Here is a 13,308-nt window from a genome sequence, read left to right on the forward strand (position 1 = left end):
GCCGGAGTGCCTGATCGTTGCTGTCCACACTCGACCGCTGGTTTCATATTTCCGCCCGCGGCTCCACCGTTCCGCGTGAGATCATCGCTGGCCTGACGGTTTTCGGGGCCATGGCCTATATCGTCGCTGTCAATCCAGCCATTCTGTCGGCGGCGGGACTGGATCGCCACGACATGGTCATGACCACGATTGCAGGAGCAGTCGCTGGCACATTGCTCATGGCTTTGTGGGCGAGACTGCCAATCGCTCTAGCTCCGGCCATGAGCAGCAACGTTCTGTTCGCGCAGGTTGTCGTTCAGCAGGCCCATGTGAGCCCACGGACCGCCTTTACAGTCGTCCTTTTCAGCGGTCTGTGCTTCACAGCACTTTCTCTCAGCCAGATACGCCAGCGCATTATCCGCGGGTTTCCGCCTTCAATTGTCCTGGGCATTCAAGTCGCGCTGGGTGCTTTCATCGCACGCATCGGCCTCACCACCAGTGGCATTGCCGTCCCTACGGCTCAGGGGCTGACGTTCGGTTCTCTGAGTGATCCGTCCGTTATTCTCAGCCTAGCTGGCGTGCTTCTCTGTGCCGTTCTCGTGGTTCTGAGAGTACCCGCCGGGCTTCTTCTGGCGATTCTGACACTAACCGTGGCAGGCCTGTTCATTCATACTGATAAGGGCGCAATCACGACCCTGCCCACGCATATGGTAGACTGGCCGCATTATCCCACCAATCTGTTTCTCCCTTTTGATTTTGCAGGTTTTTTCTCCCACCTCGGCCTTCTCGTTCCCATCACGCTCTACTTCCTCATCAGTGATTTTTTTGATGCGACGGCAACGATGATGAGTGTTGCCCATCGTGCAGGTCTGGACGGAACGCCAGAGAAACCGGCGCTGGATCATCGTGCTTTTGCATCTGACGGCGCAGCCAGCATCATTGGGGCCAGCCTCGGGACGTGTACGGTTTCAGCCTATGTCGAAAGCCTCGCAGGTGTCGAAGCTGGAGGCCGAACTGGCCTGAGCGCCCTGATCGTCGCCCTGCTTTTCGCAGCTTCTTCCGTTTTCTGGCCACTGATTACAGCTATCCCGGCTATCGCGACGGCGCCTGTTCTGGTTCTGGTCGGACTCAATATGCTTGGCAGCCTCCACCGCGTGGCCTCCAACCCGTCCGATGCTATTCCGCCCCTCACGATGCTGCTCATCGCCGGGATCACCGGAAACTTCATGCTCAGCCTGTCCTGCGGCTTGCTGCTTTATACGGGATTGGCCCTCGCATTGCGGGACTTCAAACGCCTTACGCCAATTGTGCTCGGCCTCGATGCTGCGTTTCTTTTCTATATGGTTCTGCAAAGTCACATGGGCGGCTAACAAACTTTGACCGCTCAGTTTTAAGCCTTTCTTAAGGGGAGATAGAACACTATCTCCCCATGAACGCAGCCCTACACGTCTTCATTGCGACACCCTGCTTTGGGGGAACAGTTACCCAGGCATACATGCAGTCCATTATCAGCTGCATGAGTGAAGCGCCTTCTCACAATATTCGCCTGACGCTCTCGACACTAGGAAGCGACGCCTTGATTACACGGGCACGCAATACGCTTCTTCACCAGTTCATAACCCAAACAGACGCCACACACCTGTTATTTGCAGACAGTGACATTGGTTTTTCGTTTGCAGATATTCAAGCACTTCTAAACGCCGAAAAGCCGGTTATCGGCGGAGCCTACCCGCTCAAATCTCACTACTGGGACCATAATACCCAGCGGTTCATGAACGAGGGCGAACCCCCGGAAAGTGCCAGTTTGCGCTATGTTGGCGACTGCTCTGCGCTGTATGACACCTCACCGCCAGCCGAAATTACTTCCGTTTCTTACATCGGAACCGGCTTCATGCTGCTGACGCGCGCCACCATTAGCCAGATGATGAGCGCCTATCCTGAGACCGAATACGAGCGCATCGATGCTCAACAAAGTGGCCATCTCACCGATCCTTCGGTCCCACAGCAGCCTTTTGCCCTGTTTGACTGCATGATTGACCCGGAGACGAGAACATATCTCTCCGAAGACTTCGCATTTTGTCGTCGATGGCTCAAAATCGGCGGAAGCGTCTGGCTTCATCGGGGACTGCGCCTGTCCCACACTGGTCCCGCGACATTCCAGGGCAATCCCCAAAACAGGCTTTTCGCGCTTCGTTAAATACCCATAAAAATCAGATTAAATAATTGGCATATTCAGCTACGCCACTATTCGGTCATAATATACCGATCTAAGGTAAACCTGCGATGTCGGGAGCGTGATGCATACAGGTCCCCGGCATCGCTCTCGCTTTAAGCCTGAACAGCTCTCCTGAAATAATCGACATTGGCCATAGGGTCTGCCGCGCCGAGCGGGGTGTTGTAATGCACCTTGTGATACCGGCTTAAGGCAAACGGATCCTGCGGAGCAGGCAGTGCTTCCCGAACACGGTAAAACCGGATTCGCGCCATCGCACAGGCATATCGTAAATTACTGACCATCTGCGCACTGCGTGGCAGATCATGAGCCAGCATGTTTTCCAGAATACCAGCATATGGCTGCCCAACCGGGAAACGCAGAAAGTTAGCCCAGCAATCGTCGTGGGTTGCAGGTTCCATTTGCCACAGCCCCAGCGCTGGCCCTCCCCCAATCTGCTTTACGTAAGCTCCTCTGCTTTCAGCCAATGCCGTGCCCGTCAGAAGATTAACGGCTGCTGTCCCGCCCAGTCCGAGCGCTGCAAGGGCTGGTTCCACCACCAGATGCTTGAGTTGTCCGACGTCAAGACCTTCCATGATTCGTCCCCTCAATGCGTGCTGAGAGACAGAGCGAAATGCACCATCCCAGTTCCGAGGATGGATGTTGCCAGCGTCACTATCGCCGTCAGAACAGCCCGGCCACCGATCAGACGGTCCAGCTTTCCATTCACAATCCTGTTACCATTATCGACTTTGGTCTCCAGGGATTTCATCTGATCCCGCAGAGAACTGATTTCCTGCCGCATCTCCGTACGCAGTTGTTCGTACCGATCTGACAACCCCCCAGCGACTGTTTCCAGTCGAAGAACACGGTCTTCCAAGATACGGATCGTGTAAGCCCGATGCTCATTTCCCTCGGAAGACGGCGCCCTTTCGGAGATCTGTTTGTCCATGTGTTCCTCAAAAACAAAAAAAGCGCCCCGAAGGACGCTTTGTGGCATTGAGCCATAGTTATAGAAAAACCGTGCTATTCCGGCAATGGGAAATCCGTTACTTGGCCCACGGCACGGCGCAGGGCATAACAGACGTCATGACGATACCTCCGACGGAGACCCTGCTGGACCTGCGCGGTCTTGCCTGCCCCATGCCCGTTCTCAAGGCGAACCGCGCCCTTCGTGACATGGCGCCTGGAACACGCCTTCGTATTCTGGCAACGGATCGCGCTTCAGTGGCGGATTTCCAGTCTTATTGCCGCGAAACAGGCCATGCGATGGTGGCCTTTACGGAGAGCGCTGGCGTTCTTTCATTTGTCATCCGCAGGCGTGCAGAAACGCAACCCTCCTGAGGAAACTCCCCCGTTCCCAAGCACAGGGCTGGCAAAACCTGTCATCTGGCTGTAATCCCTCGCTACCTTGTTTCCCAAAGCGTGTCTTGAGGCTTTCCATGCCCGAACCCATTGATGCCATGTCTTTCGAAGATGCCCTCTCCGAGCTGGAGCGGATCGTCCGTGGCCTTGAAGGCGGACAGATGAAGCTTGAAGACGCCATTTCTGCCTATGAACGCGGTGCCGCCCTACGCAAGCACTGCGATGCAAAGCTGGGAGAGGCCGAGATGCGTGTGCGCGCCATTGTCCAGAACGATGACGGCAGCACAGGCACGGAGCCTCTTGCCGATACCGGAGAGACCGGCCGATGAGTGCCACCACGTCCACCTCCCTCAAGGAGGCTCTCGCCCACGCCTGCACGGACATCGAAGCAACAATCGACGCCCTGCTCCCGATGGTGCCGGGTGACGAATCCATTCTTCTTGAAGCCATGCGCTATGCTGCCCTCGGTGGCGGAAAGCGTCTTCGTGGCTTTCTGGCCGTAGAAGTTGCGTCTCTATTTGGTGCAGATCGCCAGGCTGCGCTGCGCGTTGCGGCGTCAGTCGAACTGCTTCACGCATATTCTCTTGTGCATGATGATCTTCCGTCCATGGATGACGATGATCTCCGCCGTGGGCGTCCCTCCACGCACCGTCAGTTTGACGAAGCCATTGCCATTCTTGCCGGCGACGCTCTTCAGACGCGGGCTTTCGAGATCCTTCTTGAGGATGAAACGTCTTCCGACGCCACCATCCGCTCCAACCTCGCACTGGCCCTAGCTCGTGCCTCAGGCGCAGCGGGAATGGTTGGTGGCCAGGTCATCGATATCCGGGGGGAAGGCCGTGCCCTCCCTCTGGATGAAGTTCGTCGTCTTCATGCCCTGAAAACAGGTGCCCTAATCCGCTATGCCGCCGAATCAGGAGCGATTCTGGCTGGTGTGACGGATGATCGCCGGGACGCCATCGTCGCCTACGGCCAGAATCTTGGAACAGCCTTTCAGGTTGCAGACGATGTTCTGGACACGACCGCAAGCGCCGAGGAACTCGGCAAAACCGCTGGCAAGGACGAAGCTAGCGGCAAATCCACTTATGTCTCCCTGCTTGGCATTGACGGAGCCCGCGCCGAGGCCCGCCGCCTGAGCGATCAGGCCCGGGAGGCCCTTTTATCTTTCGGCGCACAGGCCGCGGCCCTCAGGGCTCTTGCAGACTACGTCGTCGAGCGCAGGAACTGATTTCATGAGCAACCCGTCTTCCACGATTCCTACATACGGCCGCTATCCAGTTCTGGACCGCGTGACCCTGCCGTCAGATATGCGGAATCTTTCCGTCGATCAGCTCAAGCAGCTTGCCGACGAACTGCGCTCCGAAACGGTTGACGCCGTTTCCACCACTGGCGGCCACCTTGGCGCCTCTCTTGGCGTCGTCGAACTTACCGTTGCGCTACACGCCGTATTCAACACGCCGGATGACCGTATCATCTGGGATGTTGGCCATCAGGCTTACCCACACAAGATCCTGACAGGCCGTCGTGATCGCATCCGAACCCTGCGCCAGCCGGAAGGTCTGTCCGGCTTTACGCGTCGTGCGGAAAGCGAATACGACCCGTTCGGCGCGGCTCATTCGTCCACGTCCATTTCCGCTGGTCTTGGCATGGCCGTCGCGCATCACCTGCGTGCGGAAGAAGATCCGAGCTACCACGAGCGCAACGTGATTGCGGTCATTGGTGACGGCTCCATCTCCGCTGGCATGGCCTACGAAGCCATGAACAATGCCGCTGTTGCAGGTCCGGGCGCGAACCGCCTGATCGTGGTGCTGAACGACAACGAAATGTCGATCGCACCGCCTGTCGGTTCAATGTCGAACTACCTGTCCCGCCTGATGTCTTCGCGCCAGTTCTTCGGTCTGCGTGACTTGGCTGGCAAGGTTGCCAAGCGCCTCCCCGGCAAGATCGAGCGGACGGCCAAGCGCGCTGAAGAATATGCCCGTGGCATGATCACAGGCGGCACGCTGTTTGAAGAGCTCGGTTTCTACTATGTCGGCCCGGTTGACGGCCATGACATGAACCAGCTCGTCCCCATCCTGCGCAACCTGCGTGACGCGGACGATCAAGGCCCGATCCTGCTCCACATCATCACGGAAAAAGGCCGCGGCTATAAGCCTGCCGAGGCTGCTGGCGACAAATATCACGCTGTCAGCAAATTCAATGTCGTGACAGGCGAGCAGAAGAAGGCTCCGGCCGGACCGCCAAGCTACACGTCGATTTTCAGCCGCGAACTCCTGCGTCGCGCGAAAACAGACGACAAGCTCGTTACCATCACGGCAGCGATGCCTTCCGGCACAGGTCTTACAGCTTTCGCCAAAGCCTATCCGGACCGCTTCTTTGACGTCGGCATTGCCGAACAGCACGCCGTCACTTTTGCTGCAGGTATTGCGTCCGAAGGTCTGCGTCCATTCTGCGCCATTTACTCGACGTTCCTTCAGCGCGCCTATGATCAGGTCGTGCACGATGTGGCGCTTCAGAACCTTCCTGTCCGCTTCGCCATCGACCGCGCTGGCCTGGTCGGCGCTGATGGCGCGACGCATGCCGGGTCTTTCGACCTGAACTATCTGTGCTGCCTCCCAAACATGGTCGTGATGGCACCGTCAGACGAAATCGAGCTGCTGCATGCTACGGCAACGGCTTGCGAATACGACGCTGGCCCGATTGCTTTCCGTTACCCCCGTGGCAGCGGCATCGGCCTCGACCTTCCGGAAAAGGGCGAAGTGCAGGAAATCGGCAAGGGCCGCATCGTTCGCGAAGCGCGTCAGGCACCTGGCGCCCGCGCAGGTGTCGCCATCCTGTCGCTCGGTACACGTTTGCACGAATCTCTGCGCGCAGCGGACCAGCTGGCCGCTCAGGGCGTTCCGGTCACGGTAGCAGATGCCCGCTTCGCCAAGCCGATCGATACGAAGCTCGTTGATGATCTGGTCAGCCAGCATGAAGTGCTCATCACCCTTGAAGAAGGTGCGATTGGCGGCTTCAGCAGCTTGGTTGTGCAGCACCTTGCAGAAACCGGTCTGCTGGATACGGTGAAATTCCGTCCGCTAGCTCTTCCAGACAGGTACATCGATCATAATGCCCCTGACGTTCAGTATGACGAAGCTGGCCTGACAGCTCGGCATATCGTTCGCACGGCAGCATCTGCACTGGGCGTCGAAGTCGTCCAGCAGTCTGCCTGAGACATGGCCAAACGCCGCGCAGACCAGCTCCTCGTTGATCGGGGACTGGTTGACAGCCGAACTCGTGCCCAGTCCCTCATTATGGCAGGTCTTGCCTATACGGGGGATCGGCGCATCGCCAAGGCTGGAGACCAGCTTCCAGAGGATGCCCCCCTGTCCCTCAAAGGGCAAGATCATCCTTGGGTGTCTCGCGGCGGCCTAAAACTCATTCACGGCATCGAGCATTTCGGGCTGGACCCCAAAGGTCGTATTGCCATTGATGTCGGTGCCTCAACGGGCGGATTTACGGATGTCCTTCTCACGCACGGCGCGACAAAAGTTTATGCCGTTGATGTCGGGCATGGTCAGCTGGCTTGGAAAATCCGCTCTGATGAACGCGTCGTCGTCATGGAAAAGACGAACGCGCGCGCTCTCACAGCGGAGCAGATTCCTGAACGCGCAGGCATCGTCGTTTGCGACGCCAGCTTTATCAGCCTTAAGACCGTGCTGGCCGCCGCGCTTAAGCTCACAACCCCGGATGCCTGGGCTATCGCTCTGATCAAGCCGCAGTTTGAAGCCGGGCGAAACGAAGTCGGCGCAAAGGGCGTGGTACGGGACCCCGCCGTTCACGAACGCGTCTGTGCCGAAATCCATGACTGGCTTTCGGCCATTCCAGGATGGGAAGTTATGGGCGTTGAAGCCAGCCCCATTACTGGCCCCGAAGGCAATCGGGAGTTTCTCATTGCCGCTCGTCGTCATGGTCCGCTGGAAGATCCAGACGCAGCTTGAACGCCTCAAGACGACGTTTGAAAACATCCGCCTCGCCTCGAGCATGGGCCAAAACCAATGCCCCCTGAATGCCACTAACAATTTCCTCAGACAGATCAACAGCGTCGCTTTTCGAGCGCCCCTGCCTCTGGAGCGCCTGAGACAGACTTTCCTGCCATCGCAGAAAATAGTTTCTAATCTGCATAGCAAACGATGTGTCTACGCTCAGGGCCAGCAACCCCATCAGACAAATTCTTTGGCCTGACCTAAAGTACTGCTCGGTACCTTCGAACATGGCTGTCAGGCCGGCTTCGGGGTCTTCTTCCGTTTCCAGAGGGCTAAAAATTTCAGCATCGAACCACTGCTGGATATGCTCCAGGACTTCAGCAGCCATCTGCTTCTTCCCTTCCGGAAAGAAATTATAGAGGCTGCCTTTTCCCAGCCCGGTCGCAGCTGTGAAGCGACTGAGAGACGCCCCTTCGTACCCATACTGGCGAAATACCTCAGCGATATTTTGTAAGATGGCAGTACGGCTACGGCCGCCTGATCCCGTCATAGCCCCAAATCACTCAGTCCAGGATGTCCCTCAGGTCGAACCTTGCCTTCCCAGTGGAACAGGCGTTGAGCGTCCTTGATTGGCACATCATTGATGCTGGCATGCCGCTCTGCCATCAGGCCTGCCTCGTCAAAACCCCAGTTTTCATTCCCGTGCGATCGCCACCACTGGCCCTGCCCATCTCGCCACTCATAAACAAAGCGGACGGCGATCCGGTTCTCGTGAAATGCCCAAAGCTCCTTAATCAGCCGATACTCACGCTCCTTCTCCCATTTTCTCGCAAGAAATTCCTTAATTTCAGACCGCCCGTGAACAAACTGATCCCGGTTTCGCCAACGACTGTCGGCCGTATAGGCCAGCGCAACTGTCTCCGGATCTTGACGGTTCCAGGCATCTTCAGCCGCTCGAACTTTCTGAAGAGCGGTGTCCCGCGTGAACGGCGGCACAGGTGGACGCGTCTGCATGTCGTACCTTTCAGAACCAAAGAAGAAACCATATTTTGTACCGAACGGTACAAAGAGTCCAATCTTTCTTGCACCACCTCACTTTCCCTTGGAAATCTGCGCCCTCCCCGTGCTATGGCTCCGCCGCCATGACCGCTTTGAAACATCCCGACACCCTCCCCCGTATCAATTCCATCGCTTCAGATGATCTGAATGAGGCGGAGCGCGAACGCATTCGCGCAAAGTCCGCCCTGTTCGCCCCACCTGAGGCACGACTGGAAGACGGACGGCGTGATCTGGTCGGAATGTCACGCGAAGAGCTGGCGACCCTGATGACGGAAATTGGCGAAAAGCCTTTCCGCGCAAAACAGATCTGGCACTGGATCTACCATCAGGGTGCCACCGATTTCTCGAAGATGAGCACAATCGCCAAACCCCTTCAGGCGAAACTTGCAGAGCACTTCATCGTCGGCCGCCCGACGACAACGACGGAACAGACGTCGGTGGATGCAACGCGGAAATTTCTTTTCCGCTTCCGCGACGGTCAGGAAGCTGAGACAGTTTATATTCCTGACCGTAAGGAAGACCGTGGTGCTGTCTGCATCTCTTCACAGGTCGGATGTACGCTCTCCTGCACGTTCTGCCACACAGGGACGCAGAAGCTCGTTCGCAACCTCGGCCCAGCAGAAATTGTCGGCCAGTTCATGGCTGCACGAGACAGCTACAAGGAGTGGCCAAGTCCAAGCGCGGACATGCCACGCTTTCTCTCCACCATCGTTCTCATGGGAATGGGCGAACCACTCTACAACTACGATAACGTCGCCAAAGCCATGCGCATCGTCATGGATGGAGAAGGCATTGCCCTCTCCAGGCGCCGCATCACGCTGTCCACGTCAGGCGTCGTGCCGATGATGGATCGCTGTGGTGAAGAACTAGGCATAGGCCTCGCCGTTTCCCTGCATGCGGTCACGAACGAACTGCGCGATCAGATCGTCCCTCTGAACCGCAAATACCCGATCGAGGAACTGATGGCCGCCTGCAAGCGTTATCCTGCAGCGTCCAATTCCCGTCGCATCACTTTCGAATACATTATGCTGCGCGGCGTGAATGACAGCGAAGCCGATGCACGAGAGCTGGTCCGCCTGATCAAAGACCTGCCGGCGAAAGTGAACCTTATTCCTTTCAATCCGTGGCCGGGATCAGAGTTCCGTCCCTCCACAAAAGAGCAGCTCGCAAAGTTTGCAAAGATCGTGATGGATGCAGGATTTGCAGCCCCGATCCGTACACCGCGTGGCCAGGACATTCTTGCAGCCTGCGGACAGCTCAAAACCGAAAGCGAGCGTCAGCGCAAAAGCGTCTGACGCCCGGTTTCCCTCACGGACGCGGGATGCTAGAAACGCCTTCCGAACGAACACCATTAAGGACCACGCAGTTATGAGCGCCCATCAGGACGTCAAGAAAGTCGTTCTCGCCTATTCCGGCGGGCTGGACACTTCGGTCATCCTTCGATGGCTCCAGAAGACCTATAACTGCGAGGTCGTGACCTTTACGGCTGACCTTGGTCAGGGCGAAGAGCTGGAGCCGGCCCGCAAGAAGGCCGAGATGTTCGGCGTGAAGGAAATCTTCGTCGAGGATCTGCGCGAGACCTTCGTGAAGGACTACGTCTTCCCGATGTTCCGCGCGAACACGGTTTATGAAGGCCAGTACCTCCTCGGTACGTCCATCGCCCGTCCGCTGATCGCCAAGCGCCAGATCGAAATTGCCGAAGCTGTTGGTGCGGATGCCGTTGCCCACGGTGCAACCGGCAAGGGCAACGACCAGGTCCGTTTCGAGCTTGGCTACTATGCTCTGAAGCCGGACGTGAAAGTCATTTCCCCATGGCGCGAATGGGAACTGACATCCCGCACAAAGCTGCTGGAATTTGCTGAAGAAAACCAGATCCCCGTCACGAAAGACAAGCGTGGCGAAGCCCCCTTCTCCGTTGACGCCAACCTTCTGCACTCCTCGTCCGAAGGCAAGCTGCTCGAAGATCCGGCTGTGGCACCTGACGAAATCGTTTTCCAGCGCACCATCTCCCCAGAAGCCGCGCCGGACAAGGCTACGGAAATCAGCATCGACTTCGTGAATGGTGACCCGGTTGCCATCAACGGCGTTGCGATGACCCCGGCAACACTGCTGACACGCCTGAACGAACTAGGCCGCGACAACGGCATCGGCCGTCTGGACATCGTGGAAAACCGCTTTGTGGGCATGAAGTCCCGCGGCATCTACGAAACGCCGGGTGGCACGATCCTGCTGGCCGCTCACCGTTCCATCGAGAGCATCACGCTGGACCGCGAAGCTGCCCATCTCAAGGACAGCATCATGCCCCGCTATGCGGAGCTGATCTATAACGGTTTCTGGTTCTCTCCAGAGCGCCGGATGCTTCAGGCTCTGATTGATGCCAGCCAGCATTCCGTCAACGGCCGTGTCCGCATGAAACTCTATAAGGGCAATGTCGTTTGCGTCGGACGCGAAAGCCCGAACAGCCTGTATGATACCCGCGTCGTGACATTTGAAGATGACGAGGGCGCGTATAACCAGCAGGACGCACAGGGCTTTATCAAGCTCAACGCCCTGCGCCTGCGCCTGGGTGGTCAGATTGGCCGCCGCGGCGGCGCACTCTAAGTACAAACCAGTAGCGGGGGACCATGACCAGCCTGTTTCGCCTTACATCAGCCTTGACCCTTTGCGGCGCACTCCTTGCAGGATGCGCCGGACACAAGGAAGACGCGCCAGAACTGACGCCCGAACAGTTCATGGCGAAGGTCCAGGCGGAACCGGGTGTCAAAACCCTCCCGGATGGCCTGAGCTACAAGGTTCTGAAGTCCGGCCCAAAAGATGGTGAAAGCCCGCATCGTGGCTCCACCATCATGGTGATCTATGAAGGACGCCTGCCAGACGGCGGAATTTTTGACAGCTCTGACCAGCATGGCAGCGGTGCCTATATGGAAATGCCGCTGGATGGCCTGGTTGATGGCTGGCTCGAAGCTCTGCCGATGATGCACGTTGGCGATGAATGGATGCTCTATCTTCCAGCCAAGCTAGGCTACGGGAAGCGCTCCATGGGCATCATTCCGCCCAACAGCCCACTCATCTTCAAGCTCCAGCTTCTGGGCGTCAATAACGGACAGCAGTAAGTCCTGCTGCTTCACTTCAGCTCTGCCAGAGAGGCCTCAAGGCACCTCTGGCAGGCACCAGTGCTCATCGCACCGCGCCTCATAAAGCTCCTGATCTCCCGTTTCGAGAAGATGCCCAGTCTCATGTGTCTTGGCAGTCCACTGGGCTGGCTGATTGCAGATATGGCACCGAGCTTCCAGATGAATGATTTCATCGGCGAACTGCATGAGTCTCGATACAATTTCAAACGGCTCCTGGCGGTAATCACTATCCAGGCCGCCAACAGTGACCGTTGCTCCGCGCAATCGGGCAGACTGTAACTCTGCAACGATATCTCCCTCGTAATGAGGTGAGACCATGAACTGCACTTCATCCAGAACAATGTGTGAATAGTCTTCGGAATGAGGCGGCCAGCGCCGCACGGAGCGCGCTGCAAAATGTGAGCCATCCCGACTGACCAGCTCGGCACCGTCACGCGTATCGAATCCCGGCTTCAGTGCCAGAACGCGTTCATGCGCAGACGCAGCCTTGATCAGATGCGAGGATTTTCCCGCAAACATTGGCCCCACATACAGTACCAGACGTCCCTTGCCGCTCATGCTTTCTCCTTCTGATGCGCCCATGAGCCCTATCGGGACGGTTTTGCCAAGAGCCACCCTTGCTGAACGCACCATGAAAATGCGACAAACCTTCTGTGATCAGATTAGACCCAGCAATCCGGCTTCCCCTGTTTATTGCCATTTTCATGGCAATTGTTTTTGTGGTTGGCCATGCGTGGGAAAATCGTGAACAGGCCCCTCGAGAATATTCGAACGAGTGCAGTATCTGCCATCATGGTGGCCACGGGCAGGTGCGAGCCGTTGCTCCAATATTCGGGCGGGTTGGGCATATTGCCCTGACTCCGGAAGGCCATCGCTACATTATCCACGTGCTGCTGAATGGTCTTGACGGACCGATCACAGCGGGTGGCGCTCCTTACAACAGTTCGATGCCATCATTTCATCGCCTTTCAGATGATGAAATTGCACGGATCCTGACATTTGTTGGAGGAAAAGAAATGGCCGCAGGGGGCCCAACATTCACGGCTGCCGAGATCGCTGAAGAACGCAAACATCCGCTGTCACCTCAGGAAGTTCTGCTTGAACGCCAGAAACTGGAACAGCAGTCCCCTCTCCCATGAAACGGATCGCTTTTCTTGGTTGTCTCGCACTTGCCTGCTGCGGGAAGAAACCGGCTGGCCAAGCCGTTTATGGGCCCAACTGCGGTATCTGCCACCATGGCGGAAGTGGAATGCCCGGGGAAACACCACCCCTCGTAGGCCGAGTAGATTTCATCGCCCAAACACCTGAGGGTCGCCACTATCTCGCGAATGTTCTTCTGAATGGCCTTCGTGGTAGTTTCACCACTCAGGGCTATCGCTATAATTATTCCATGCCCGCATATCGTGATCGCCTCACTGACCAGCAGATTGCTGATACTCTGAACTGGCTGATTGCACGCGGCAATATCAAGCCTTCCCCCACCATCACGCCAGCCGAGGTCGCCAATGCACGTGCACAGCAGGGTGACCCGGCAGCGAGTTACCAAGAACGACAGCTCCTGGAGCAGAAGCAGCCGCTTCCCTGAGAGCAT

At 57.1% G+C, this 13,308-nt stretch carries 17 protein-coding genes; 12 read left to right on the plus strand and 5 right to left on the minus strand.

Features of this window, described 5'->3' with window-relative positions; all coding sequences use genetic code 11:
* Window positions 1-17 precede the first annotated feature (17 nt).
* On the plus strand, window positions 18-1,349 hold the full coding sequence (locus KP707_RS11405; RefSeq protein ID WP_211503350.1) for an NCS2 family permease: 1,332 nt from the start codon (window positions 18-20) through the stop codon (window positions 1,347-1,349).
* A gap of 59 nt (window positions 1,350-1,408) precedes the next feature.
* Window positions 1,409-2,176 carry a hypothetical protein gene (locus KP707_RS11410; protein WP_211503349.1) on the plus strand — a complete coding sequence of 256 codons (768 nt, stop codon included), beginning with the start codon at window positions 1,409-1,411 and terminating at the stop codon, window positions 2,174-2,176.
* Between the two features lie 131 nt (window positions 2,177-2,307).
* On the opposite strand, the gene KP707_RS11415 is transcribed toward KP707_RS11410, so the two are convergent.
* Together KP707_RS11415 and KP707_RS11420 are read right to left on the minus strand one after the other, a co-directional pair.
* A complete protein-coding gene (locus KP707_RS11415) occupies window positions 2,308-2,787 on the minus strand; it encodes a hypothetical protein (protein ID WP_211503348.1) in 480 nt (159 codons plus the stop codon).
* Window positions 2,788-2,798: 11 nt separating this feature from the next.
* Window positions 2,799-3,143, minus strand: coding sequence for a hypothetical protein (locus KP707_RS11420; protein WP_099213280.1), 345 nt, complete (start codon window positions 3,141-3,143; stop codon window positions 2,799-2,801).
* Window positions 3,144-3,280: 137 nt separating this feature from the next.
* Between KP707_RS11420 and KP707_RS11425 the strand changes: the two genes are divergently transcribed.
* The 5 genes from KP707_RS11425 to KP707_RS11445 all read left to right on the plus strand — a co-directional run bounded on the left by KP707_RS11425 (window position 3,281) and on the right by KP707_RS11445 (window position 7,539).
* Window positions 3,281-3,535 carry a sulfurtransferase TusA family protein gene (locus KP707_RS11425; protein ID WP_046902033.1) on the plus strand — a complete coding sequence of 85 codons (255 nt, stop codon included), beginning with the start codon at window positions 3,281-3,283 and terminating at the stop codon, window positions 3,533-3,535.
* Between the two features lie 98 nt (window positions 3,536-3,633).
* Window positions 3,634-3,885 (plus strand): exodeoxyribonuclease VII small subunit, encoded by a 252-nt coding sequence (locus KP707_RS11430; protein ID WP_046901294.1) that lies wholly within the window; start codon window positions 3,634-3,636, stop codon window positions 3,883-3,885.
* On the plus strand, window positions 3,882-4,784 hold the full coding sequence (locus KP707_RS11435; protein WP_211503347.1) for a polyprenyl synthetase family protein: 903 nt from the start codon (window positions 3,882-3,884) through the stop codon (window positions 4,782-4,784). Before KP707_RS11430 ends, KP707_RS11435 begins: the two co-directional genes overlap by 4 nt.
* Before the next feature lie 4 nt (window positions 4,785-4,788).
* Window positions 4,789-6,771: a 1-deoxy-D-xylulose-5-phosphate synthase gene (dxs, locus tag KP707_RS11440; RefSeq protein ID WP_211503346.1), complete on the plus strand. Its 1,983-nt coding sequence runs from the start codon at window positions 4,789-4,791 to the stop codon at window positions 6,769-6,771.
* A gap of 3 nt (window positions 6,772-6,774) precedes the next feature.
* Window positions 6,775-7,539: a TlyA family RNA methyltransferase gene (locus tag KP707_RS11445; RefSeq protein ID WP_211503345.1), complete on the plus strand. Its 765-nt coding sequence runs from the start codon at window positions 6,775-6,777 to the stop codon at window positions 7,537-7,539.
* Here the strand turns inward: KP707_RS11445 and KP707_RS11450 are convergent.
* Both KP707_RS11450 and KP707_RS11455 read right to left on the minus strand, forming a co-directional pair.
* A complete protein-coding gene (locus tag KP707_RS11450) occupies window positions 7,490-8,074 on the minus strand; it encodes a TetR/AcrR family transcriptional regulator (RefSeq protein ID WP_211503344.1) in 585 nt (194 codons plus the stop codon). The two genes, KP707_RS11445 and KP707_RS11450, sit on opposite strands and share 50 nt — an antisense overlap.
* Window positions 8,071-8,538 (minus strand): nuclear transport factor 2 family protein, encoded by a 468-nt coding sequence (locus KP707_RS11455; RefSeq protein ID WP_211503343.1) that lies wholly within the window; start codon window positions 8,536-8,538, stop codon window positions 8,071-8,073. Before KP707_RS11455 ends, KP707_RS11450 begins: the two co-directional genes overlap by 4 nt.
* Window positions 8,539-8,666: 128 nt before the next feature.
* Between KP707_RS11455 and rlmN the strand changes: the two genes are divergently transcribed.
* The 3 genes from rlmN (at window position 8,667) to KP707_RS11470 (ending at window position 11,696) form a co-directional block, all read left to right on the plus strand.
* Window positions 8,667-9,878, plus strand: coding sequence for a 23S rRNA (adenine(2503)-C(2))-methyltransferase RlmN (gene rlmN, locus KP707_RS11460; RefSeq protein ID WP_211503342.1), 1,212 nt, complete (start codon window positions 8,667-8,669; stop codon window positions 9,876-9,878).
* 73 nt (window positions 9,879-9,951) lie between these two features.
* On the plus strand, window positions 9,952-11,184 hold the full coding sequence (locus tag KP707_RS11465) for an argininosuccinate synthase (protein WP_046901287.1): 1,233 nt from the start codon (window positions 9,952-9,954) through the stop codon (window positions 11,182-11,184).
* Window positions 11,185-11,207: 23 nt separating this feature from the next.
* The gene (locus KP707_RS11470; protein WP_086633024.1) at window positions 11,208-11,696 is read left to right on the plus strand and encodes an FKBP-type peptidyl-prolyl cis-trans isomerase; all 489 of its coding nucleotides are present in this window, start codon (window positions 11,208-11,210) and stop codon (window positions 11,694-11,696) included.
* Window positions 11,697-11,732: 36 nt separating this feature from the next.
* Here the strand turns inward: KP707_RS11470 and KP707_RS11475 are convergent, their stop codons facing one another.
* Window positions 11,733-12,275 carry a thymidine kinase gene (locus tag KP707_RS11475; RefSeq protein WP_211503341.1) on the minus strand — a complete coding sequence of 181 codons (543 nt, stop codon included), beginning with the start codon at window positions 12,273-12,275 and terminating at the stop codon, window positions 11,733-11,735.
* Window positions 12,276-12,370: 95 nt separating this feature from the next.
* Here KP707_RS11475 and KP707_RS11480 point away from each other — a divergent pair, with 95 nt between their 5' ends.
* Window positions 12,371-12,856, plus strand: a complete 486-nt coding sequence (locus KP707_RS11480; RefSeq protein ID WP_086633022.1) for a cytochrome c — start codon at window positions 12,371-12,373, stop codon at window positions 12,854-12,856.
* A complete protein-coding gene (locus KP707_RS11485; RefSeq protein WP_211496614.1) occupies window positions 12,853-13,302 on the plus strand; it encodes a cytochrome c in 450 nt (149 codons plus the stop codon). The genes KP707_RS11480 and KP707_RS11485 overlap by 4 nt, the downstream gene beginning before the upstream one ends.
* The last annotated feature ends 6 nt before the right edge of the window (window positions 13,303-13,308 follow it).

The organism is Gluconobacter sp. P5E10, from assembly GCF_018812145.1.
GTDB classification, from domain to species: domain Bacteria; phylum Pseudomonadota; class Alphaproteobacteria; order Acetobacterales; family Acetobacteraceae; genus Gluconobacter; species Gluconobacter cerinus.

Excerpts from the sequence above, each read along its gene's own strand:
- KP707_RS11410 (WP_211503349.1), top strand. The coding sequence starts at position 1,409 with ATGAACGCAGCCCTACACGTCTTCATTGCGACACCCTGCTTTGGGGGA.
- KP707_RS11415 (WP_211503348.1), bottom strand. The coding sequence starts at position 2,787 with ATGGAAGGTCTTGACGTCGGACAACTCAAGCATCTGGTGGTGGAACCA.
- KP707_RS11420 (WP_099213280.1), bottom strand. The coding sequence starts at position 3,143 with ATGGACAAACAGATCTCCGAAAGGGCGCCGTCTTCCGAGGGAAATGAG.
- KP707_RS11425 (WP_046902033.1), top strand. The coding sequence starts at position 3,281 with ATGACGATACCTCCGACGGAGACCCTGCTGGACCTGCGCGGTCTTGCC.
- KP707_RS11430 (WP_046901294.1), top strand. The coding sequence starts at position 3,634 with ATGCCCGAACCCATTGATGCCATGTCTTTCGAAGATGCCCTCTCCGAG.
- KP707_RS11435 (WP_211503347.1), top strand. The coding sequence starts at position 3,882 with ATGAGTGCCACCACGTCCACCTCCCTCAAGGAGGCTCTCGCCCACGCC.
- dxs (WP_211503346.1), top strand. The coding sequence starts at position 4,789 with ATGAGCAACCCGTCTTCCACGATTCCTACATACGGCCGCTATCCAGTT.
- KP707_RS11445 (WP_211503345.1), top strand. The coding sequence starts at position 6,775 with ATGGCCAAACGCCGCGCAGACCAGCTCCTCGTTGATCGGGGACTGGTT.
- KP707_RS11450 (WP_211503344.1), bottom strand. The coding sequence starts at position 8,074 with ATGACGGGATCAGGCGGCCGTAGCCGTACTGCCATCTTACAAAATATC.
- KP707_RS11455 (WP_211503343.1), bottom strand. The coding sequence starts at position 8,538 with ATGCAGACGCGTCCACCTGTGCCGCCGTTCACGCGGGACACCGCTCTT.
- rlmN (WP_211503342.1), top strand. The coding sequence starts at position 8,667 with ATGACCGCTTTGAAACATCCCGACACCCTCCCCCGTATCAATTCCATC.
- KP707_RS11465 (WP_046901287.1), top strand. The coding sequence starts at position 9,952 with ATGAGCGCCCATCAGGACGTCAAGAAAGTCGTTCTCGCCTATTCCGGC.
- KP707_RS11470 (WP_086633024.1), top strand. The coding sequence starts at position 11,208 with ATGACCAGCCTGTTTCGCCTTACATCAGCCTTGACCCTTTGCGGCGCA.
- KP707_RS11475 (WP_211503341.1), bottom strand. The coding sequence starts at position 12,275 with ATGAGCGGCAAGGGACGTCTGGTACTGTATGTGGGGCCAATGTTTGCG.
- KP707_RS11485 (WP_211496614.1), top strand. The coding sequence starts at position 12,853 with ATGAAACGGATCGCTTTTCTTGGTTGTCTCGCACTTGCCTGCTGCGGG.